We start from the raw sequence: 19037 nt of genomic DNA on the forward strand, positions 1-19037 counted from the left end.
CGGGTCTGTCATAGGTCACGTACAAATGAAAAGGAAGTGTCCGACGATCCAAGTTACCCCTCGTTGAAGGACAATCTGTAAACCTTCCCGTCTTATTTGTAATCGGCCTTGCACAATTCTTTACCAAAGTTTGCTAGAACCCCGCAGCACCGGGATAATGCGCGCCACTCGGCGATTGCTCCTTGTCCCGGTATTCGGGGCCAAAAGCCGCACATGGAAGCCCGCAGGGGCGGGATAACTTCTCAGTGATCAACTTCAACATCGCCCAATGGCGCGCCTGGGCCCCCGGCTTGGAAAGCGCGGACGACTGGCACGCCTGGTGCCAGGCCCCGGTGTTGCTGCCTGCCAGCGCTGCCTCGCCCGACGTGTCGTTCCTGCCGGCCATGCAGCGCCGCCGCCTGAGCCGCCTGGCGCGCATGGCGTTCAGCGTAGGCTGGCCGCTGGCCGACGGCCTGCAAGACTTGCCGCTGGTGTTTATTTCCCGGCATGGCGAAACCCCGCGCACCCTCGACATCCTCAGCGACCTGGCCAACGACCAGCCGCTGTCGCCGACCCAATTCAGCCTGTCGGTGCACAACGCGGTGATTGGCCTGTGGTCGATCCTGCGCAATGAAACCAGCGAAATGACAGCCCTCGCCGCCGCCGGCGATGGCCTGGAGCACGGCATGCTCGAAGCCGCGGCCCTGCTCAACGAAGGCGCTCCGGCGGTATTGCTGGTCATCACCGAAGAACAGCCGCCCGAGGCCTACGCCAGTTGGATCGTTGACGTGCCGTTTCCCTACGCCCTCGGCCTGCTGCTGACACCAGGCGACGAGTGGCAACTGGAACTCAGCGCCGGCACTGTCCAACCCACTCAAACCCAGTGGCCCCACGCCCTGAACCTGCTGCGCACCCTGCTTACCGAACAGGGCGCCTGCCAACATGCCTGGAAGAACCGTGTATGGAACTGGCAACGCAAGTCGTGAACGATAAGCCACGGGATGCCTACTACTGGCGCCTGTTCGCCACTGCCGCGAGCTTCTTCGTGTTCGGCGTCGGCGGGTTGTGCCTGCGCTTGCTGGTCTTTCCCCTGCTCAGCTGCCTGCCGGGCAACGTAGAAAGGCACCAGCGCCGCGCCCGCCATACCATCAGCAAGCTGTTCTGGTTCTTTATCCGCCTGATGCAGCGCGCCGGCGTGCTGACCTACAGCGTCGAAGGCGCCGAACGGCTCGGCCAGCCAGGCCAGATGATCATCGCCAACCATCCGTCGTTGATCGACGTGGTGTTCCTGATCGGCCTGATGCGCCAGACCAATTGCGTGATCAAGCAGAGCCTGTTTCAAAACCCGTTCACCCGTGGCCCGGTGCGCGACGCGGGTTACATAAGCAACGACGGCAGCGCAGACATGCTCGACGCCGCCGCTGACGCCCTGCGCAACGGCCAGACGCTGATCATCTTTCCCGAAGGCACCCGCACCACACCCGGCGTGGCGCCCGCCTTTCATCGCGGGGCCGCCGCCATTGCCCTGCGCGGTGCGACAATCATCACCCCGGTAGTGATCAAGGTCAGCCCCACCACCCTGACCAAGGCCGAACCCTGGTATCGCATCCCTAAATGCCGTTTTCACTTCAGTTTGCGCGTGGGGGCCGATATAGAACCACAGGCGTTCGCAACACTGGGGCCCGCGCCCCAGGCCTCACGCAAGCTCAACGATTACCTGCACCACTATTTCATTAAGGAGCTCGCCGAAGATGAGCGACCAACACCGCCTTGAGCACGACATAAAGCTGTTGATCATCGAGGCCCTGGGCCTGGAAGACATCAGCGCCGACGACATCGGCAGCGACCAAACCCTGTTCGGCGAAGGCCTGGGCCTGGATTCGGTAGACGCCCTGGAATTGGGCCTGGCGATCCAGAAAACGTACGGCATCAAGATCGATGCCGACGCCAAGGACACCCGCAATCACTTCACCAACGTGGCCAGCCTTGCGGCGTTCGTCACGGCCAGACAGGCAGCTTGAGACCGGACCATGCAAACTCGTGACGATATTTTCAACACCCTGCGCGATGCCTTGGTGGAACTGTTTGAACTGCCCCCGGAGCGCGTCACCCTCGACGCCAACCTGTATCAGGACCTGGAGATCGACAGCATCGATGCCGTGGACCTGATCGACCATATCAAGCGCCAGACCGGCAAGAAGATCGCCGCCGAAGAGTTCAAGGCCGTGCGCACCGTCAACGACGTGGTTGAGGCGGTGTACCGTCTGGTCCAGCCTGCCGCATGAGCCGGCTGATCGGCCTTGGCCTGTTATTGGCGGGGCTGCTGTACCCGTTTGCGGTGTATTACGGCACCGAGCACTTTGCGCCCTGGCAATTCGGCCTGCTGCTGGGCAGCCTGTGGCTGCTGCGCGCGGTCACGGGTGCGGCGCGCCCCGGCAGCCGCTGGATGGCGTTGGCGGTGATCGTGTTTTGCCTGGCCCTGGCCTGGTTCGACAACCCGCACCTGTTGCGCTGGTACCCGAGCCTGGTCAGTGCGTTCATGTTGGCGCTGTTCGGCCTGAGCCTGAAATACGGCCCGCCGATGGTGGAGCGTCTGGCGCGCATGACCGACCCGGTGCTGCCGCCTCACGCGATTGTGTATACGCGCCAGGTCACCGTGGTGTGGTGCGTATTTTTTCTGTGTAATGGCCTGCTCGCCGCCGCCCTCACCCTATGGGCGCCGTTGAGCTGGTGGACGTTGTACAACGGCTTGATCGCCTACGGGCTGATGGGGCTGTTGTTTGCCGTGGAATGGCTGGTACGACAAAGGGTTCGAGGCCGCGTATGAATGGGTTGAATCTTGAGCATCTGTTGCTCGAGCCGCTGGAACAGCGTTTGGTGACTACCGAACCTGCGATGAATCACGCCCAGCTGTGGGAACACTCCCTGAGCCTGGCCGCCGGGTTGCAAGCCCGTGGCATACAGCGCCTGGCCCTGCACCTGGAAGACGCCGGCCTGCTGGCGATTGCACTGCTGGGCGCCTGGCGCGCCGGGGCCAGCGTGCTGCTGCCCGCCGATCTGCAACCCCAGACCCGCCAACGCTGGGACGCGGTTGTCGACGCCTGGCTGACTGAAGCGGCAGACCTGGACGCGCTGTATCAAGCACCGTTGAGCCCGGCCGCCCTCGACCTGGACACCTGCCAACTGAGCCTGTGCACCTCCGGCTCCAGCGGCGAACCCAAGCGTATCGACAAGACCCTGCGCCAGCTCGCCAATGAAGTCCAGGCCCTGGAAGCCCTGTGGGGCGCCGACCTGAAAGACGCCTGCATCATCGGCAGTGTCGCCACCCAGCACATCTACGGTTTGCTGTTCCGTGTGCTGTGGCCACTGTGCGCCGGTCGCAGCTTTGTGCGCCGCCAGCTGGCGTTTCCGGAAGACATGCAACGCGCCAGCCGCGAACACCCGCAATTCGCCTGGGTCGCCAGCCCGGCGCTGCTCAAGCGCATGGGCGACAACCTCGATTGGCCAGCGCTGAGCCAGGTATCGCGGGTATTTTCGTCGGGTGGCGCCCTGCCCATCGAGGCGGCCGGCAGTCTTTACGAGCGCTTGCAGCAATGGCCGACCGAGATCCTCGGCAGCTCGGAAACCGGCGGCATCGCCTGGCGCCAGGGTGCGCAACCCTGGCAGCCGTTCGCCGATGTACACCTGAGCCAGGACGCCGACGGTGCCCTGCGCATCGCCTCGCCGTACTTGCCCGTCGGGCACATAGAACAAACCGCTGACGCGGCGCGCATCCATGCCGATGGTCGCTTCGAGCTGCTCGGGCGCCTGGACCGTATCGTCAAGCTGGAAGAAAAACGCATCTCCCTGCCCATGCTCGAGCAGGCGCTGATGGCCCACCCGTGGGTCGCCGAAACGCGCCTGGGGGTGGTGCAGGAAAACCGCGCATCACTCGGCGCGCTGGTGGTGCTCAGTGCCGACGGCCTGCACGCCTTGCGCAACCAGGGCCGACGGACTGTCACCCAGACCCTGCGCCACCATTTGAGCCAGCATTGCGAAGCCCTGGCGCTGCCACGTCGCTGGCGGCTGCTGCGCCAGCTGCCGCTGAATGCCCAGGGCAAACTGCCCCAGGCCGATGTGGCCGCGCTGCTGCTGGCGCCCCGGCCCAAGGCGCCGGAAGTGCTGGAGCAAGTCGAAGTCGATGGCGAATGGACCTTGCAACTGAGCGTGCCGCCGGACCTGGCCTATTTCAGCGGCCACTTCCCGGTCACTCCGGTATTGCCCGGGGTGGTCCAGGTGGAGTGGGCGTTCAACCTCGGCCAACAACTGCTCGATCTGCCGTCGACCTTTGCCGGCATGGAAGTGCTCAAGTTCCAGCAACTGGTGCGCCCCGGCGACCGTATCGAACTGCACCTGCGCTTCGACCAGGAACGCGGCAAGTTGTATTTCGCCTACCGCAACGGCGTCGCGGCCTGTTCCAGCGGCCGCATCCAATTGGAAGCCGCCCATGCATAAGCTTCTGTGGCGAGCGGGCTTGGTATGGTTAACGGGCATCCTGTGGCGAGCGGGTTTGCCCCGCGTTGGGCCGCGTAGCGGCCCCAAAACCTGCGCCGGAGGTCTGTCTGACACGCCTCGGTTACCTTACTGGGGCCGCTCCGCGGCCCAACGCGGGGCAAGCCCGCTCACCACAACAAGCCCGCTCACCACGACAAGCCGGCTCACTACAACAAACCCGCTCGCCACAGGTTATTTACCAGACGGTGAGGGACACCATGCATAACCCCTGCGCCCTGATCCCGGTCTACAACCACGAAGCCGCCGTGCCCGCCGTGGTCCACAGCCTGTTGAACAGTGGCCTGCCGTGCCTGTTGGTGGACGATGGCAGCAGCCCGGCCTGCGCAGCGGTGTTGGCGCAACTGGGGCGGCTGGACAATGTCACCCTGCTCACCCTGCCGACCAATAAGGGCAAGGGCGGCGCAGTGATGGCGGGCTTTCGCGAAGCGGCGCGCCTGGGCTTCAGCCACGCCTTGCAGGTCGACGCCGACGGCCAGCACGACCTGCGCGAAGTCGAGACGTTTATCGACGCGTCCCGCAGGCAGCCCAACGCAATCATCTGCGGCTATCCCGAATACGACGAAAGCGTGCCCAAGGGCCGTTTGTATGCGCGTTACCTGACCCACGTGTGGGTGTGGATCAACACCCTGTCGCTGCAGATCCGCGACTCGATGTGCGGCTTTCGCGTGTACCCGCTGGCACCGGTGCTGGCGCTGATGGACTCGGCCTATATCGGCACGCACATGGACTTCGACTCCGACATCCTGGTGCGCCTGGCCTGGCGCAACCAGCCGATGCGCTGGCTGCCGACCCAGGTGCATTACCCCGCCGACGGCCTGTCGCACTTCCGCCTGTTCCGCGACAACGTGCGCATCAGCGCCATGCACACCCGCCTGTTCTTCGGCATGTTGGTGCGTGCACCGCTGATCCTGTGGCGACGGTGGCAGGCATGAGCGACAACACCAAGCATTGGGCTGACCGCGAAGAGCGCGGCAGCTACTGGCTGATGAAATTCACCGCCATCGCCGCCAAGGTCCTCGGCCGCCGCCTGCTGAGCCCGGTGCTGTACGGCATCGTGTTGTACTTCTTCCTGTTCGGCCGCACCGCGCGCCAGAGCGCCTGGCAATACCAGCAGCGCCTGGCCGACTGGAGCGGGCGCGATGAACTGCGCCCCAGCCAGCGCAGAGTCTTCGCCCAGTTCATGGCCTTTGCCGATGCCCTGCTCGACAAACTCGACGTGTGGAACGGCAAGCTGCGCCTGGAACAGATCGAGATCAACGACCCGGCGAAACTGCGCGGGCAACTGCGTGGTGGGCGCGGGCAGATGCTGGTGGGCGCCCACCTGGGCAACCTCGAAGTGTGCCGCGCGCTGGCGGAAATCGGCGAACAGGTCACCATGAACGTGCTGGTGCACACCAAGCACGCCGAACGTTTCAACCGTCTGCTGGGCGAAGCCGGTGCCACCCACTTGCGCCTGATCCAGGTCAGCGAGCTGGACCCGGCCACCATGCTGCTGCTCAGCCAGCGCCTGGACGACGGCGAGTGGCTGGCGATTGCCGGCGACCGCGTGCCCTTGCATGGCGGGCGCACGGTGCGCGTGGACTTCCTCGGCCATGACGCTGCCTTCCCCCAAGGCCCATGGTTATTGGCCGGGCTGCTGAAATGCCCGGTCAACCTGCTGATGTGCCTGAAACACCAGGGCCGCTATCGCCTGAGCATCGAGCCCTTCGCGCAATTGATCGAATGGAAACGCAGCACCCGCGAGCAGGTCATCGCCCTGTGGACCGCGCGCTACGCCGCACGCCTGGGCCAGTTCTGCCTGGAAGCGCCCCAACAATGGTTCAACTTTTACCCTTTCTGGAAGACCGATGACGACGCATCTTGAGCCGGTAACCTTTGGCGAATGCCCCCTGCGCATCGAAGACGTGCTGGCCCTGGCCAACCGTCAGGTGCCGACCCAGCTGCAAGGCGATGCCGCCTATCGCCAACGCATTGCCAAGGGCGCGCAGTTCCTCGACTCGCTGCTGGACAAGGAAGGCGTGATCTACGGCGTAACCACCGGCTACGGTGACTCCTGCGTGGTCGCGGTGCCGTTGCAACACGTCGAGGCCCTGCCCCGTCACCTGTACACCTTCCACGGTTGCGGCCTGGGCAAGTTGCTCGACGCCCAAGCCACCCGTGCGGTGCTGGCGGCGCGCTTGCAGTCGCTGTGCCACGGTGTCTCCGGGGTGCGCGTGGAACTGCTGGAGCGCCTGCATGGGTTCCTCGAACACGACGTGCTGCCACTGATCCCGGAAGAAGGCTCGGTGGGCGCCAGCGGTGACCTGACGCCGCTGTCCTACGTGGCCGCGACCCTGTCCGGCGAGCGCGAAGTGCTGTTCCGTGGCGAGCGTCGCCAGGCAGCCGACGTGCACCGCGAACTCGGCTGGGAGCCGCTGGTCCTGCGCCCCAAAGAGGCCCTGGCGCTGATGAACGGCACCGCGGTGATGACCGGCATCGCTTGCCTGGCCTTCGCCCGTGCCGACTACCTGCTGCAACTGGCCACGCGCATCACGGCGCTGAACGTGGTGGCGCTGCAAGGCAACCCGGAACACTTCGACGAGCGTCTGTTCGCCGCCAAGCCACATCCGGGGCAGATGCAAGTCGCCGCCTGGCTGCGCGAGGACCTGGCGATCGACGCGCCGACCGCGCCACTGCATCGCCTGCAGGATCGCTACTCGCTGCGCTGCGCGCCCCATGTCCTCGGCGTGCTCGCGGACAGCCTGAACTGGCTGCGTTCGTTTATCGAGATCGAGCTGAACAGCGCCAACGACAACCCGATCATCGACGCCGAAGAAGAACGCGTGCTGCACGGCGGACATTTCTACGGTGGGCATATCGCCTTTGCCATGGACAGCCTCAAGACCCTGGTGGCCAACGTCGCCGACCTGCTCGACCGCCAGCTCGCCCTGCTGGTGGACGTGCGCTACAACCACGGCCTGCCGAGCAACCTGTCCGGTGCACCGGCGGACCGCGCGATGATCAACCACGGCTTCAAGGCGGTGCAGATCGGCACCAGCGCCTGGACCGCCGAAGCACTGAAAAACACCATGCCGGCCAGCGTGTTCTCGCGCTCCACCGAGTGCCACAACCAGGACAAGGTGAGCATGGGCACCATCGCCGCCCGCGATGCGATCCGCGTGCTGGAGCTGACCGAACAGGTCGCCGCCGCCACCCTGCTCGCCGCCAACCAGGGCGTGTGGCTGCGCGCCCAGGCCGACGACGCACGCCCGTTGCCCCCGGCGCTGGCGGCCATGCATGCAGAGCTGGCCCAGGACTTCCCGCCGGTCATCGAAGACCGAGCCCTCGAAGGCGAACTGCGCCTGTGCCTGCAACGCATCGCCGAGCAACACTGGAGGCTGCATGCGTAGCCCTGGCGTACTGCACAGCGACACCGAAATCCTGGTGCCGTTTTTTGACGTCGACACGATGAACGTCGTCTGGCACGGGCATTACGTGAAGTACCTGGAAATCGCACGCTGCGCGCTGCTGGACAAAATCGGCCACAACTACACGGCCATGCTCGAAGCCGGCTACGCCTGGCCGGTGATCGACATGCAACTGCGCTATGTGCGCGGTGCGGTGTTCGGCCAGACGATCAACGTGCGCGCCAGCCTGGTGGAATGGGAGAACCGCTTGAAGGTCAATTACCTGATCACCGACCTGGCCAGCGGCGAGCGCCTGACCCGCGCCAGCACCGTGCAGGTGGCGGTGGAAATCGCCAGCCGCGAGATGCAGCTGGCCTCGCCCAAAGTATTCACCGACGCCGTCGAAAGGGCCCTGAAATGCTGACCCCGTTCTCTGTAGGAGCGAGCTTGCTCGCGAAGATCGTCAACGATAACGCGGGTTTCCTGATACCCCGCGGCGCTCTCGGGTTTTTCGCGAGCAAGCTCGCTCCTACAGTGTTGGTGTTGTTTGGTTTTTCTGGGGCGGCACACGCCTTCGACCTGCAACAACTCAGCGACCAGTTGGCCAAACCCTCAGTGATCCACGGCAGCTTCACCCAGGAAAAACACCTGCGTGCGCTGCCGCAGCCATTGGTCAGCAAGGGCACCTTCGTCCTGGCCAAGGACCACGGCCTGCTGTGGCTGCTGAAAACCCCGCTGCAACAGGACTACCGCATCAGCGCCCAGGGTATCGCCCGGCGTGACGCCAACGGCTGGCAACTGCTGCCGAACAAGAGCGCCGGTGCCGAACAGAACCGTCTGTTCCTCGCCGTGCTCCAGGGCGACAGCAGCGGCTTGCAGCGCGACTTCGAGCTGCAACTGCAAGGCGAAGCCCGGCAATGGAAGCTCACGCTGCTCCCGCGTTCACTGCTGCTCAAGCAGGTATTCACCCAGATCAATATCGATGGTGGTGAGTTGGTGCAGAAGATCGAACTGCTGGAAACCCAGGGCGACAGCACCGTGCTGCGCATGCAGGACAGCAGCGCCGGCCAGCCATTGAGCGACGCGGAGCAACACGACTTTGTCCAGTGAGCGCCTGCTGCCCCGCCTGTTCCTGATCCTGCTGGTGGCCGTGCTGGCCCTGGCCGGCTGGCAGTGGCGCGATGGTGCACCGCTGTCGGCCAACCTGATGGAGCTGGTGCCGGGCAGTACGCCGGACGCCCTGGAACTGCAAGCCGAACAGCGCATGCAGGAGCCGCTCAACCGCGAAATGCTGGTGTTGGTGGGACACGCCGATCGCCAGCAAGCGGTGGCCGTGGCCCAGCAATTGGGCGAGCGCTGGCAGGCCAGCGGCTTGTTCGAGAAGGTGCAATGGAACCTGCAAGCCGACCTGCCGGCACTGCGTGAACAGTTGCTGCGCGGACGCCTGGCGATGCTCTCGGCCAAGGACCGCGAACAGCTGATCGACCACCCCGACGCGTTCATCCAGCAACGGGTGCAGTCGCTGTTCGACCCCTTCACCGGCTTCAGCCTGGTGCCGAGCCAGGACGACTGGCTGGGCCTGACCGGGCGCATCCAGAACAGCCAGCCGCAACGCGGCTCGGTGCAACTGGACATCGGCAGCGGCACCTTGATCGCCGATGCCGACGACAAGAGCTGGGTGCTGCTGCGCGCACGCACCACCGGCAATGCCTTCGACATGAAACTGCCGCTGCAGGTGGCGGATCTGCTCCAGGCCAGCCGCACGCAGGCCGGCGAACACGGCGCGCAATTGCTCGCCGCCAGCGGTTTGCTTTACGCCGCCAATGGCCAGCAGCAGGCCACGCGGGAAATCACCTGGGTCGGCGGCGGCGCCACCGTCGGCATTCTGCTGTTGCTGTTGCTGGCGTTCCGCCGCGGGCGAGTGCTGCTGGCGTTTGTACCGGTGCTGGTGGGCATGCTGTTTGGTGCCGTCGCTTGTGTGGCGCTGTTCGGCCATATGCATGTGATGACCCTGGTGCTCGGCTCCAGCCTGATCGGCGTCGCGGTGGATTACCCGCTGCACTACCTGTCGAAAAGCTGGAGCATGAACCCCTGGCGCAGTTGGCCGGCATTGCGCCTGACGCTGCCAGGGCTGAGCCTGAGCCTGGCCACCAGTTGCATCGGCTACCTGGCGCTGGCCTGGACGCCCTTCCCGGCCTTGACGCAAATCGCGGTGTTCTCCGCCGCGGGCCTGGTCGGCGCCTACCTGTCAGCGGTGTGCCTGCTGCCGGCACTGCTCAAGGGTGTCGAACTGCGCCCGGCACAATGGCCGCTGCGCGTCGCCGAATGCCTGTGGCAGGTGCGGGCCGCCTTGCTCAAGCGTGTGCCCAGTCCGGTGCTGCTGGTGTGGGTGCTGCTGTTCTGCGCCGGCGGCCTTTGGCAGCTGGACAGCAAAAACGATATCCGCCAGTGGATCGGCGCGCCGCCGCAGTTGCTGCAAGAGGCACAGGCCGTGGCGCGCATTACCGGTTTCCAGCCCACCAGCCAGTTTTTCCTGATACGGGCCGACAACCAGCCGCAGTTGCTGGAGCGCCAAGCCGCCCTGGGCCAACGCCTGGACCAGTTGGTGAATATGGACAAGCTCCAGGGTTACCTGGCGCTCAACCAACTGGTCAGCCTGCCCGCCGAACAGCAGCAACTGCGCGATGCCCTGAGCACACTCCCACAACACTGGCAGCCTCTGTTGGACCTCGGCGTGCCCGCCAGCGCCCTGCACGCCGAAATCGCGCAACTGCAAGCGCTGCCCACCGAAGACATCGACGCTGCGCTGGTGGGCCCCTTGGCCGAACCCTGGCGCACGCTGTGGCTGGGCCCGGTGGACGGCGGCGTGGCGGCCATGGTCAGCCTGCAGGGCTTGAACAACCCGGCGCTGCTGCGGGTGCAGGCCGTGGACCTGCCCGGCGTACAGTTGGTGGATCGCCTCGGGGATTTGAACCGTGTATTCGCCGACACGCAGATCAGCGCCGCCGAATTGAAGTTGATGTCGTGCGTACTGATCGTGCTGTTACTGATCCTGCCGTTCGGCTTCGGCGGGGCCTTGCGCATCGTCGCCCTGCCGTTGCTGGCGGCGCTGTGCAGCCTGGCCAGCCTGGGTTGGCTGGGCCAGCCGTTGACCCTGTTCAGCCTGTTCGGGTTGCTGCTGGTCACGGCCATCAGTGTCGACTATGCGATTTTGATGCGCGAACAGATCGGCGGCCCCGCGGTCAGCCTTTTAGGGACGCTGCTGGCAGCGCTGACGACCTGGTTGTCGTTCGGCCTGCTGGCGGTGTCCAGTACCCCGGCAGTGAGTAATTTCGGCCTGTCGGTCAGCCTGGGCCTGGCATTCAGCTTTATGCTGGCCCCCTGGGCCGGCCAACGGAAACACGCCTCATGAATGTAGTTATCGCCAAAGCGGCAAGGAGCCCTCGTGCCCATAGTTGAAATGGAACGTCGCCAGGTCGTGGTGATTGGTGCCGGGCCATCCGGCGCGATTGCCGCCGCACTGCTCAAACGCAAAGGGCATGATGTATTGATCATCGAGCGCCAGCATTTCCCGCGCTTCTCGATTGGCGAAAGCCTGCTGTCGCACTGCATCGATTTTATCGAGGAAGCCGGCATGCTCGACGCCGTGCAGGCGGCGGGATTCCAGGTAAAAACCGGTGCCGCGTTTGCCTGGGGCGAGCGTTACAGCGCGTTCGATTTCGGTGACACCTTCAGCAACGGCAAGCCCACCACCTTCCAGGTGCAGCGCGGCGAGTTCGACAAGTTGCTGGCCGATCAGGCCGCCCAGCAAGGCGTCGACATCCGCTACGGCGAAACCATCGTCGGCGTGGATTTCTCCGGTGAGTGCCGCTACCTGCATGTGCGCCGTGAGAACGGCAGCGAGTACCACATCAAGGCCAAGTTCGTGCTTGATGCCAGCGGCTACGGCCGCGTACTGCCGCGCCTGCTCGACCTGGAGGCGCCGTCGCATTTCCCGCTGCGCCAGGCGGTGTTCACCCACGTTGAAGACCGCATAGAACACCCAGGCTTCGACCGCACCAAGATCCTGGTCACCACGCACCCTACGAAGCGCGACATCTGGTTCTGGACCATCCCGTTCAGCAACGGTCGCTGCTCGGTGGGTGTGGTCGCGGCCAAGGAGCATTTCGACGGCCGCGACAGCGATCTCGACGCTTGCCTGCGGGGTTTTATCGATGAAACCCCAAGCCTGTCCGGTGTACTGCGTCACGCTGTGTGGGATACCCCCGCGCGCACCATCGGCGGCTACTCGGCCAACGTCAAAACCCTGCACGGCCCCGGCTTTGCGCTGCTGGGCAATGCGGCGGAATTCCTCGACCCGGTGTTCTCCTCCGGCGTGACCATCGCCATGCGCTCGGCGAGCATGGCCGCCGGCGTGCTGCATCGTCAGCTCAAAGGCGAAACGGTGGACTGGCAAACCGAGTTTGCCGAGCCGCTCAAGCGCGGTGTCGACACCTTCCGCTGCTACGTCGAGGGCTGGTATGCAGGCACCTTCCAGGATGTGATTTTCCACCCCGGCAGCTCACCGGACATTCGCCGGATGATCAGTTCGATCCTCGCAGGTTACGCGTGGGACGAACGCAACCCGTTTGTCAGCGAGCCCAAGCGGCGCTTGCGGATGTTGTCGGAAATTTGTGCGAGTGAACCGGTATGACGTCTCAATACCTGAGTAAAAACTACGTCGAAGAAACCCGCTTCGGCTTCTGGTTCCTGCGCAGCCATACCTGGCAGCACCATGTATTGCGCGTGGCAATCAACGACCTGCGCAGCCTGTTCACCGACCCGTTGCCCGAGGCGCCGGTGCTGCTGGACGCCGGTTGCGGCCAGGGCAAGTCATTCCAATACCTGCAGCAGGTGTTTGCCCCCGCGCGCCTGATCGGCCTGGATGCCGACCCCCACAGCCTGGAACTGAGCAAGGCCGAAGCCGCGCGCCAGGGCTTGGCCATCGAATTGATCGGCAGTGACTGCGCCACCCTCGATGTGCCGGACGCCAGCGTCGACATCCTGTTCTGCCACCAGACCTTCCATCACTTGGTTGAACAGCATCGCGCACTCAAGGAGTTCTACCGGGTGCTCAAGCCGGGCGGTTACTTGCTGTTTGCCGAATCCACCGAAGCCTATATCGACACCTGGGTCATTCGCTGGCTGTTCCGCCATCCCATGCATGTGCAGAAAAGCGCCGAAGAGTACCTGCAGATGCTCCGCGAGCAGGGCTTTGAGTTCGACCCGCAGAACGTTTCGTACCCCTACCTGTGGTGGAGCCGTTCCCGCGACTTCGGCCTGCTGGAGCGCTGGGGCCTGCGTAACCCGCCGCCGGTGGGCCAGCGTGAGGAAACCCTGGTCAACTGCGTGGCGCGCAAACCCCTGGCGAGCGCCGCACCATGATGCGCAGCCTATTGATCGGTTGCCTGTTGCTGCTGAGCGCCTGCGCCAGCCAGCCGCCGCTGCCTGAAAAAACCCCGGCCTTGGCCTTGCCGCTACAGCTGCATGTGCAGCGCCTGGCAGACGGCCAGAGCCAGGACTGGCTGCTGGTGATCCAACGCGAAGGGGGTGCAATCCGCTGGTCGATGATGGACCCCCTGGGCATTCCCCAGGCCCGGCAAAAACTGATCGATGGCCAGTGGCAGGCCGACGGTCTGCTGCCGCCCAATCCCCAGGCACGCGAGCTGTTTGCCGCACTGTTGTTTGCCTTGGCCTCGGCCGATGACGTGCGCGCTCTCTACCCTGGCGCCCAGGCGATGGACCTCACGCGCACCCTGCCGGGCCATTGGCAGATCGTCTACCAATCGTCAGAAGTCTTCAGTGTGAACATGAGCGGCCAGCCCTTGAGCTACCGCATCACGCCGCTCGGTGCCGCCCGATGAGCGCCTACCTCAATGCCCTCGGCGTGATTTGCGCCCTCGGCCGTGGCCAGGCCGCCGTCAGTCGCAGCCTGTTTGCCGGCGACTGCTCGGGGATGCGTGCCGAAAGCGGCTGGGTGCCGGAGCGCACGCTGCCGGTAGGCAGTGTGCACGGCGAGCTGGTGACCATCCCGGTGGAACTCGGCCAGCAAAGCAGCCGCAATAACCAACTGCTGCTGGAGGCGGCGCTGCAGATCGAGGGCGAGATCCGCCAGGCGATCCACCGCTATGGCGCCTCGCGGGTCGGGGTGGTGCTCGGCACCAGCACCTCGGGCATCGACGAAGCCAGCCGCGGTATCGCCCAGTACCTGCGCGATCAGCACTTCCCCAGCGACTACGACTACCAGCAACAGGAACTCAGCGCCCCGGCGAATTTTCTCGCCGACTGGCTGCAACTGAGCGGCCCGGCCTATGTGATTTCCACCGCCTGCACCTCCAGCGCCCGGGCCTTGATGAGCGCACAACGCCTGCTCGACCTGGGAGTGTGCGACGCGGTGCTCTGCGGCGGCGTCGACAGCCTGTGCAAGCTGACCCTCAATGGGTTCGGCGCGTTGGAGGCGGTGTCCAACGAACGCTGCAACCCGTTTTCGGTGAACCGCAACGGCATCAATATCGGCGAAGCGGCGGTGCTGTTCCTGATGACTAAAGCGCCTGCGGCGATCGCCCTGCTGGGCAGCGGTGCGAGTTGCGATGCGCACCATATCTCCGCGCCGGAACCCACCGGCAAAGGCGCGTTGCAGGCGATGCGCAAGGCACTGGCCAGCGCAAAAGTGCAGCCCGGGCAGATCGGCTACCTGAACCTGCACGGCACCGCCACCCAACACAACGACGCCATGGAGAGCCTCGCCGTCGCCAGCCTGTTCCCCGACGGCGTGGCCTGCTCGTCGACCAAACCCATGAGCGGCCACACCCTGGGCGCGGCCGGCGCGCTGGAAGCAGCGTTCTGCTGGCTGAGCCTGGCCCACGGCCGGGTGCCGCCGCACGTTTGGGATGGTCAGGCCGACCCCGCGCTGCCCGCCCTGCAATGGGCGCAGGCGGGGGACACCTTGGAAAAACCCCGACTGATGAGCAACTCGTTTGCCTTCGGCGGCAACAATGTCAGCCTGATAATCGGAGAGGCCCCATGACCGATTGGCCACTCGCCGAACTGCTGCCCCACGCGGGCGACATGATCCTGATCGACCAGGTACTGTCGTTCGATGAAGAGCAGATTCACACCCGCCTCACCGTCAAGCCCGGCGGCCTGTTCAACCGCCCTGACGGCAGCCTGCCGGCCTGGGTCGGCATCGAGTTGATGGCGCAGAGCGTCGCCGCCTACGCCGGCTGCCGCGCCCGTCAAAAGGGTGAAGCGGTGGAACTGGGCTTCCTGCTCGGCACACGCAAGTTCGAGTGCAACGTGGAACACTTCCCGGCCGGCGCCGAGTTGAACATCCACGGCCTGCGTTCCCTGGAAGACGACAACGGCATGGGTGTGTTCGAATGCCACCTCACCGGTAGCGGTATCCAGGCCAGCGCCCGCTTGAATGTATTTCGACCGCCCCAGGCGGCCAACTATTTAGATGAATCGAAGGACGAAACGCCATGACTGAACCCGTACTGGTCACCGGCTCCAGCCGTGGCATCGGCCGCGCCATTGCCCTGCGCCTGGCCCAGGCCGGGCATGACATCGTGCTGCATTGCCGCAGCGGTCGGGCCGAAGCCTGCGCGGTACAGGTCGAGATCGAGGCCCTGGGCCGCCAGGCGCGGGTGCTGCAATTCGATGTGGCGGACCGCGCCGCGTGCAAGCAGATCCTTGAAGCCGATGTTGAGCAACACGGTGCTTATTACGGCGTGGTGCTCAACGCCGGCCTGACCCGCGACGGCGCCTTCCCGGCCCTGTCCGAAGACGATTGGGACGTGGTGATGCGCACCAACCTGGATGGTTTCTACAACGTGCTGCACCCGGTGATGATGCCGATGATTCGTCGTCGCGCAGCCGGGCGTATCGTCTGCATCACCTCGGTCTCCGGGTTGATCGGCAACCGTGGCCAGGTCAACTACAGCGCCTCCAAGGCCGGCCTGATCGGTGCGGCCAAGGCCCTCGCCATCGAACTGGGCAAGCGCAGGATCACCGTCAACTGCGTCGCCCCCGGCCTGATCGACACCGCCATGCTGGATGAAAACGTACCGGTGGAAGAACTGATGAAGATGATCCCGGCGCAACGCATGGGCACCCCGGAAGAAGTCGCCGGTGCGGTGAATTTCCTCATGTCGGCCGAAGCCGGCTATATCACGCGCCAGGTCCTGGCCGTGAATGGAGGCCTGTGCTGATGAAACGCGTCGTCGTCACCGGCATGGCCGGCGTGACCTCCCTGGGCAGCGACTGGGACACCATCGCCGCCAACTTCCGCGCCAACCGCAGCGGCATCCGACGCATGGACGAGTGGGAGCGTTTTACCGAATTGAACACGCGCCTGGCCGGGCCGGTCGATGATTTCGTCGTGCCCGCCCATTGGACGCGCAAGCAGCTGCGCAGCATGGGCCGCGTCTCGCGCCTGGCGGTGTGGGCCGCGGAACAGGCGTTGCAGGACGCGGGCTTGCTCGGTGACGAGTCGATCAAGGACGGGCGCATGGGCGTGGCCTGTGGCTCGTCCACCGGCAGTACCGATGAGATCAAGGCCTTCGGCAATATGCTGCTGAACTCGGTGGCCGAGGGGCTCAATGCCAACTCCTACGTGCGCATGATGCCCCACACCACGGCGGCGAATATCAGCATCTTCTTTGGCCTCACCGGGCGGCTGATCCCCACGTCCAGCGCGTGTACCAGCGGCAGCCAGGGCATCGGCTATGCCTATGAAGCGATCAAGTTCGGCCGTCTGCCGTTGATGCTCGCCGGCGGCGCCGAGGAGCTGTGCCCCACCGAAGCCATGGTGTTCGACGCGCTGTATGCCACCAGCCTGAAGAACGATGCGCCGCAGACCAGTCCACGTCCCTACGACAGCGGCCGCGATGGCTTGGTGATCGGCGAAGGCGGCGGCATGCTGGTGCTCGAAGAGCTGGAACACGCACTGGCGCGGGGCGCGCATATCCATGCCGAGATCGTCGGTTTCGGCAGCAATGCCGACGGCCAGCACACCACGCGCCCGGAACAGAAAACCATGCGCCGCGCCATGGAGCTGGCCCTGGAAGATGCGGGCCTGGAGCCGGCCGCCATCGGCTACGTCAACGGCCACGGCACCGCCACCGACCAGGGCGATATCGCCGAGACCCAGGCTACCAGCAGCCTGTTCGGCAGCCGCATGCCCATCAGCTCGCAGAAAAGCTTCCTCGGCCACACCTTGGGCGCCTGCGGTGCGCTGGAATCGTGGTTCAGCATCGAGATGATGAACCGCGACCAATACGTGCACACCTTCAACCTGGACTCCGTCGACCCGCAATGCGGCGAGCTGGATTACCTGCAGGGTGAATTCCGCGAGATGCACCACGACTACGTGATGAACAACAACTTTGCCTTTGGCGGCGTCAATACTTCGTTGATCTTCCGCCGCTGGTCCTGACTTTTTAATCGATTGGAGAATACGGAATGTCTTCCTTGCTACGCGTCACCCTGATCACCCTGGCTCTGCTGGTCACCGCCGGCTGCACCAGCAAGCCGGTCCTCAACACCCAGCACGACCTGCCGGCCGACGCCCAGGTCAGCGAAGAAAAGATGAAAAAGGTGATCGTCAACGCCCTGCAAAAACGCGATTGGACAGTGCAACGCCTGAGCCCGCAACTGGTACAGGCCGAAATCATCGTGCGCAACCAGTACTACGCGGCCATCGACATCCGCTACACCCGCAACAGCTACGCCATCACCTACCGCGACAGCCGCCAACTGGGCTACAAGGACGGCAAGATCCATCGCAACTACAACCGTTGGGTGAACAACCTGGACAGCGACATCATGGCGGGACTGCGCAGCAATGGCGTGAGTGGTGAGGCAGGGTCGGCAGCGCAGTTGTTTGAGCAGACGGGAACGTCGAAGTAAAACCAAGGCCGGGCACAACCTCTGTGGCGAGCGGGCTTGTCGAATCGTCGCACCGCCAGCGTTGGGCTGCGTAGCAGCCCCATTAAGATCACCGCGTTTTTTCAGGCAGATCACAGCGTCAGATTTGGGGCTAGCCCGGTCACCACCAACAACTCCACAAACGCCTTCGCCATCGGCGTTTGTGCGCCTTTGCGCTGCACCAGCCATACCGCCGTCACCGCCTCCTGATCCAGCAAGGTGCGATAGACCACGCCATCGATGCGTATCCGTTGGTACGACGCCGGCAGCACCGACACGCCCAAGCCCGCCGCCACCAACCCGATGATGGTCATCGCCTCCCCCGCTTCCTGGGCGAAGTGCGGGCTGAAGCCGGCATCACGGGCCAGGTTGAGCAGTTGGGCGTACAGGCCACTGCCGTAGGTGCGAGGGAAAAATACAAACGGTTCCTCCGCCAGTTGCGCAAGGTGCAGGCCACGCTCACTGCCCTCCACTAAGGGGTGGTCAGCGTTTAATACGGCAACCAGCGGTTCGCGCATCAGCTCGATCACACTCAATGAGTCCGGCAGCGGCAGCGGACGCATCAGCCCAACCTGGATCGACTCATCCACCAGCGACTCGGCCACTTCGGTGCTGCTCATTTCCTGCAGGTTCAGGTGCACCGCCGGGAAGGCTTGGCGAAACGCGAAGATCGCCTGCGGAATCGTGGAGTTGAACGGCGCCGACGAGGTGAAGCCAATCTTCAATTCGCCCAGTTCCCCCAACTGCGCACGGCGGGCCACGTCCGCCGCCTTGTCGACCTGGGCCAGCACCAGCCGCGCCTCATGCAGGAACAAGCGCCCGGCCTCGCTCAGCTCGACCCGACGATTGGTACGCTCAAACAAGCGCGCGCCCACCTCCTGCTCCAGCGCCTGGATCTGCTGGCTCAATGGCGGTTGCGAGATGCCCAGCACCTGCGCCGCGCGACCAAAGTGCAGCTCCTCGGCGACAGCGATGAAGTACCGCAGGTGACGTAATTCCATGCCAGCCTCATTAGGTCGTAAAAGCTATCAAACGGGTCGAACAATATATTGGAAAGAATCATTAGCCAGCTATATTCTTTTTTGCATTGCCAGTCCTGGCAGGCTTTTCCTCCCCGAGGTCTCCGTGAAATCTGCTGTCGCTCCATTCGCC

21 protein-coding genes are annotated in these 19037 nt (G+C 64.4%); 20 read left to right on the forward strand and 1 reads right to left on the reverse strand.

Features of this window, described 5'->3' with window-relative positions; all coding sequences use genetic code 11:
- Positions 1–245: 245 nt before the first annotated feature.
- The 20 genes from PspCFBP13509_RS04700 to PspCFBP13509_RS04795 all read left to right on the forward strand — a co-directional run bounded on the left by PspCFBP13509_RS04700 (position 246) and on the right by PspCFBP13509_RS04795 (position 17867).
- The gene (locus PspCFBP13509_RS04700; RefSeq protein ID WP_065925688.1) at positions 246–965 is read left to right on the forward strand and encodes a beta-ketoacyl synthase chain length factor; all 720 of its coding nucleotides are present in this window, start codon (positions 246–248) and stop codon (positions 963–965) included.
- The gene (locus PspCFBP13509_RS04705; RefSeq protein ID WP_027604977.1) at positions 941–1753 is read left to right on the forward strand and encodes a lysophospholipid acyltransferase family protein; all 813 of its coding nucleotides are present in this window, start codon (positions 941–943) and stop codon (positions 1751–1753) included. The genes PspCFBP13509_RS04700 and PspCFBP13509_RS04705 overlap by 25 nt, the downstream gene beginning before the upstream one ends.
- Positions 1731–2000 (forward strand): phosphopantetheine-binding protein, encoded by a 270-nt coding sequence (locus PspCFBP13509_RS04710; RefSeq protein WP_027604978.1) that lies wholly within the window; start codon positions 1731–1733, stop codon positions 1998–2000. Before PspCFBP13509_RS04705 ends, PspCFBP13509_RS04710 begins: the two co-directional genes overlap by 23 nt.
- Before the next feature lie 9 nt (positions 2001–2009).
- The gene (locus PspCFBP13509_RS04715) at positions 2010–2264 is read left to right on the forward strand and encodes an acyl carrier protein (RefSeq protein WP_003187949.1); all 255 of its coding nucleotides are present in this window, start codon (positions 2010–2012) and stop codon (positions 2262–2264) included.
- Positions 2261–2806 (forward strand): COG4648 family protein, encoded by a 546-nt coding sequence (locus PspCFBP13509_RS04720; RefSeq protein ID WP_065925689.1) that lies wholly within the window; start codon positions 2261–2263, stop codon positions 2804–2806. Before PspCFBP13509_RS04715 ends, PspCFBP13509_RS04720 begins: the two co-directional genes overlap by 4 nt.
- Entirely contained in the window at positions 2803–4473 is a 1671-nt protein-coding gene (locus PspCFBP13509_RS04725) for an acyl-CoA synthetase family protein (RefSeq protein WP_065925690.1), read from the forward strand. Before PspCFBP13509_RS04720 ends, PspCFBP13509_RS04725 begins: the two co-directional genes overlap by 4 nt.
- A gap of 257 nt (positions 4474–4730) precedes the next feature.
- Positions 4731–5465, forward strand: a complete 735-nt coding sequence (locus PspCFBP13509_RS04730) for a glycosyltransferase family 2 protein (protein WP_137211630.1) — start codon at positions 4731–4733, stop codon at positions 5463–5465.
- Positions 5462–6397 (forward strand): LpxL/LpxP family acyltransferase, encoded by a 936-nt coding sequence (locus PspCFBP13509_RS04735; RefSeq protein WP_137211631.1) that lies wholly within the window; start codon positions 5462–5464, stop codon positions 6395–6397. Before PspCFBP13509_RS04730 ends, PspCFBP13509_RS04735 begins: the two co-directional genes overlap by 4 nt.
- Positions 6381–7922, forward strand: a complete 1542-nt coding sequence (locus PspCFBP13509_RS04740; protein ID WP_065946644.1) for an HAL/PAL/TAL family ammonia-lyase — start codon at positions 6381–6383, stop codon at positions 7920–7922. Before PspCFBP13509_RS04735 ends, PspCFBP13509_RS04740 begins: the two co-directional genes overlap by 17 nt.
- Positions 7915–8343 (forward strand): acyl-CoA thioesterase, encoded by a 429-nt coding sequence (locus PspCFBP13509_RS04745; RefSeq protein ID WP_065925694.1) that lies wholly within the window; start codon positions 7915–7917, stop codon positions 8341–8343. The genes PspCFBP13509_RS04740 and PspCFBP13509_RS04745 overlap by 8 nt, the downstream gene beginning before the upstream one ends.
- Positions 8337–9029, forward strand: coding sequence for an outer membrane lipoprotein carrier protein LolA (locus PspCFBP13509_RS04750; RefSeq protein WP_137211632.1), 693 nt, complete (start codon positions 8337–8339; stop codon positions 9027–9029). The genes PspCFBP13509_RS04745 and PspCFBP13509_RS04750 overlap by 7 nt, the downstream gene beginning before the upstream one ends.
- Positions 9019–11331: an MMPL family transporter gene (locus PspCFBP13509_RS04755; RefSeq protein WP_137211633.1), complete on the forward strand. Its 2313-nt coding sequence runs from the start codon at positions 9019–9021 to the stop codon at positions 11329–11331. The genes PspCFBP13509_RS04750 and PspCFBP13509_RS04755 overlap by 11 nt, the downstream gene beginning before the upstream one ends.
- A 33-nt stretch (positions 11332–11364) precedes the next feature.
- Positions 11365–12612 (forward strand): NAD(P)/FAD-dependent oxidoreductase, encoded by a 1248-nt coding sequence (locus PspCFBP13509_RS04760; protein WP_065925697.1) that lies wholly within the window; start codon positions 11365–11367, stop codon positions 12610–12612.
- A complete protein-coding gene (locus tag PspCFBP13509_RS04765) occupies positions 12609–13343 on the forward strand; it encodes a class I SAM-dependent methyltransferase (RefSeq protein WP_065925698.1) in 735 nt (244 codons plus the stop codon). Before PspCFBP13509_RS04760 ends, PspCFBP13509_RS04765 begins: the two co-directional genes overlap by 4 nt.
- Positions 13340–13822 carry a hypothetical protein gene (locus PspCFBP13509_RS04770; RefSeq protein WP_065946647.1) on the forward strand — a complete coding sequence of 161 codons (483 nt, stop codon included), beginning with the start codon at positions 13340–13342 and terminating at the stop codon, positions 13820–13822. The genes PspCFBP13509_RS04765 and PspCFBP13509_RS04770 overlap by 4 nt, the downstream gene beginning before the upstream one ends.
- On the forward strand, positions 13819–14985 hold the full coding sequence (locus tag PspCFBP13509_RS04775; protein WP_137211634.1) for a beta-ketoacyl-[acyl-carrier-protein] synthase family protein: 1167 nt from the start codon (positions 13819–13821) through the stop codon (positions 14983–14985). Before PspCFBP13509_RS04770 ends, PspCFBP13509_RS04775 begins: the two co-directional genes overlap by 4 nt.
- Positions 14982–15443: an ApeP family dehydratase gene (locus tag PspCFBP13509_RS04780; RefSeq protein ID WP_065940800.1), complete on the forward strand. Its 462-nt coding sequence runs from the start codon at positions 14982–14984 to the stop codon at positions 15441–15443. Before PspCFBP13509_RS04775 ends, PspCFBP13509_RS04780 begins: the two co-directional genes overlap by 4 nt.
- A complete protein-coding gene (fabG, locus tag PspCFBP13509_RS04785) occupies positions 15440–16168 on the forward strand; it encodes a 3-oxoacyl-ACP reductase FabG (protein WP_065925701.1) in 729 nt (242 codons plus the stop codon). The genes PspCFBP13509_RS04780 and fabG overlap by 4 nt, the downstream gene beginning before the upstream one ends.
- A complete protein-coding gene (locus PspCFBP13509_RS04790; RefSeq protein WP_027604993.1) occupies positions 16168–17394 on the forward strand; it encodes a beta-ketoacyl-ACP synthase in 1227 nt (408 codons plus the stop codon). Before fabG ends, PspCFBP13509_RS04790 begins: the two co-directional genes overlap by 1 nt.
- A gap of 26 nt (positions 17395–17420) precedes the next feature.
- A complete protein-coding gene (locus PspCFBP13509_RS04795) occupies positions 17421–17867 on the forward strand; it encodes a hypothetical protein (RefSeq protein WP_065946649.1) in 447 nt (148 codons plus the stop codon).
- 110 nt (positions 17868–17977) lie between these two features.
- Here PspCFBP13509_RS04795 and PspCFBP13509_RS04800 read toward each other — a convergent pair whose 3' ends face one another.
- Positions 17978–18886 carry a LysR family transcriptional regulator gene (locus PspCFBP13509_RS04800; RefSeq protein WP_065925704.1) on the reverse strand — a complete coding sequence of 303 codons (909 nt, stop codon included), beginning with the start codon at positions 18884–18886 and terminating at the stop codon, positions 17978–17980.
- Between the last annotated feature and the right edge of the window lie 151 nt (positions 18887–19037).

The sequence above is a fragment of the Pseudomonas sp. CFBP13509 genome (assembly GCF_005233485.1).
Lineage (GTDB): Bacteria > Pseudomonadota > Gammaproteobacteria > Pseudomonadales > Pseudomonadaceae > Aquipseudomonas > Aquipseudomonas marginalis.

Excerpts from the sequence above, each read along its gene's own strand:
- PspCFBP13509_RS04705 (WP_027604977.1), top strand. The coding sequence starts at position 941 with ATGGAACTGGCAACGCAAGTCGTGAACGATAAGCCACGGGATGCCTAC.
- PspCFBP13509_RS04710 (WP_027604978.1), top strand. The coding sequence starts at position 1,731 with ATGAGCGACCAACACCGCCTTGAGCACGACATAAAGCTGTTGATCATC.
- PspCFBP13509_RS04715 (WP_003187949.1), top strand. The coding sequence starts at position 2,010 with ATGCAAACTCGTGACGATATTTTCAACACCCTGCGCGATGCCTTGGTG.
- PspCFBP13509_RS04720 (WP_065925689.1), top strand. The coding sequence starts at position 2,261 with ATGAGCCGGCTGATCGGCCTTGGCCTGTTATTGGCGGGGCTGCTGTAC.
- PspCFBP13509_RS04725 (WP_065925690.1), top strand. The coding sequence starts at position 2,803 with ATGAATGGGTTGAATCTTGAGCATCTGTTGCTCGAGCCGCTGGAACAG.
- PspCFBP13509_RS04730 (WP_137211630.1), top strand. The coding sequence starts at position 4,731 with ATGCATAACCCCTGCGCCCTGATCCCGGTCTACAACCACGAAGCCGCC.
- PspCFBP13509_RS04735 (WP_137211631.1), top strand. The coding sequence starts at position 5,462 with ATGAGCGACAACACCAAGCATTGGGCTGACCGCGAAGAGCGCGGCAGC.
- PspCFBP13509_RS04740 (WP_065946644.1), top strand. The coding sequence starts at position 6,381 with ATGACGACGCATCTTGAGCCGGTAACCTTTGGCGAATGCCCCCTGCGC.
- PspCFBP13509_RS04745 (WP_065925694.1), top strand. The coding sequence starts at position 7,915 with ATGCGTAGCCCTGGCGTACTGCACAGCGACACCGAAATCCTGGTGCCG.
- PspCFBP13509_RS04750 (WP_137211632.1), top strand. The coding sequence starts at position 8,337 with ATGCTGACCCCGTTCTCTGTAGGAGCGAGCTTGCTCGCGAAGATCGTC.
- PspCFBP13509_RS04765 (WP_065925698.1), top strand. The coding sequence starts at position 12,609 with ATGACGTCTCAATACCTGAGTAAAAACTACGTCGAAGAAACCCGCTTC.
- PspCFBP13509_RS04770 (WP_065946647.1), top strand. The coding sequence starts at position 13,340 with ATGATGCGCAGCCTATTGATCGGTTGCCTGTTGCTGCTGAGCGCCTGC.
- PspCFBP13509_RS04775 (WP_137211634.1), top strand. The coding sequence starts at position 13,819 with ATGAGCGCCTACCTCAATGCCCTCGGCGTGATTTGCGCCCTCGGCCGT.
- PspCFBP13509_RS04780 (WP_065940800.1), top strand. The coding sequence starts at position 14,982 with ATGACCGATTGGCCACTCGCCGAACTGCTGCCCCACGCGGGCGACATG.
- fabG (WP_065925701.1), top strand. The coding sequence starts at position 15,440 with ATGACTGAACCCGTACTGGTCACCGGCTCCAGCCGTGGCATCGGCCGC.
- PspCFBP13509_RS04790 (WP_027604993.1), top strand. The coding sequence starts at position 16,168 with ATGAAACGCGTCGTCGTCACCGGCATGGCCGGCGTGACCTCCCTGGGC.
- PspCFBP13509_RS04795 (WP_065946649.1), top strand. The coding sequence starts at position 17,421 with ATGTCTTCCTTGCTACGCGTCACCCTGATCACCCTGGCTCTGCTGGTC.
- PspCFBP13509_RS04800 (WP_065925704.1), bottom strand. The coding sequence starts at position 18,886 with ATGGAATTACGTCACCTGCGGTACTTCATCGCTGTCGCCGAGGAGCTG.